We start from the raw sequence: 1,400 nt of genomic DNA, 5'->3' as shown, positions 1-1,400 counted from the left end.
TTATAATATAATCGCTATTTTTATTATTTATTRTATTTTATACCTTGATAAGAATCACGTCTTTTTAATTCATCATCAATAGCATTTAAAACTTCCCATTTTTTTAAACTCCATAAAGGTCCAACTAGTTCATCTCTTTTTCCATCACCAGTAAGTCTGTGAACAATCATAGTTTCTGGTAATATTTCAAGTTGGTCACAAACTAAATTGATATATTCATCTTTATCCATTAAAGTTAACATACCTTTCTGAAGCATTCTTTCCATAGGAGTATCTTTTATAACGTGAAGTAAATGTATTTTTATTCCATCAACATTCATATTAGCAACAGCTTTTGCTGTTTCCATCATCATATTATAATCTTCACCAGGAAGACCATTTATTATATGGACTATAACTTTTATATTCTTAGCTTTTAATTTTTCTAGTCCTTTTAGAAATTCATTATAATCATGTCCTCTATTTATTAATTTAGATGTAGAGTCATGAATTGTTTGAAGTCCTAATTCAACCCATAAATTAGTTCTTTCATTAAGCTCACCTAAATATTCAACAACATCATCTTCTAGACAATCAGGTCTAGTTGATATAGATAGACCTATAACATCATCAAGAGCAAGTATAGTTTCATATTTTTCTTTTAAAACTTCAACTGGAGCATAAGTGTTTGTAAAAGCTTGGAAATACCCAATATATTTAGCATTAGGCCATTTTTTATGCATCATCTCTGTTATATCATCAAATTGTTTTATAAGATTGTCCTTAGGATTTCCAGCAAAATCTCCAGAACCTTCTTTACTACAATAAGTACATCCTCCATATGCTACTTTTCCGTCTATATTAGGACATGTAAATCCGGCATTTATTGATACTTTAAATATTTTTTCACCAAACGTATTTCTAAGATAGTAATTCCATGTATGGTACCTTTTATTATCAAATGCATATTTAAATTTAGTCAAATTCATCACCTTTTTCTAATGTTTTTTACGATTAATTATATTAAATTATATTACCATAATTAAAATATATATACAAACTATATATACCCATCAATAAAGTTTCAACGCTATAAGATTATTTATGAATATAGGTTATATTTATTTAATATTCTTTATAAGTAGAAAAATTTAAGGATGGAGGAGTTATATGGATAAGGATACAAAAAATATAAGTAATGATGAAGATGTTAAAGTGGAGAACTGTGAAATAAATTTATCTGATAATTTAAATAACGAACATATTATAGAAGAATATGATAAAGAAGATATAGAGGATAATATAGAGAATGAAAGTAAGATTAAAGAAATTAATTCGGATGATATATCAGAAACAAAAAATACTATTTTAAATAATGAGCAAGAAAAAGTTAAATTTAGTTTAAATAAAAAAAATAAAAT

The 1,400-nt window shown here is 25.4% G+C and carries 1 protein-coding gene; it reads right to left on the bottom strand.

All coding sequences use genetic code 11. The features are described from left to right. Positions 1-23: 23 nt before the first annotated feature. Entirely contained in the window at positions 24-962 is a 939-nt protein-coding gene (locus tag G3997_RS06995; protein ID WP_296644818.1) for a TIGR01212 family radical SAM protein, read from the bottom strand. Positions 963-1,400 lie beyond the last annotated feature (438 nt).

The sequence above is a fragment of the Romboutsia sp. 13368 genome (genome assembly GCF_018336475.1).
Lineage (GTDB): Bacteria > Bacillota > Clostridia > Peptostreptococcales > Peptostreptococcaceae > Romboutsia.
This window is presented reverse-complemented; position numbering and strand designations above follow the sequence as displayed.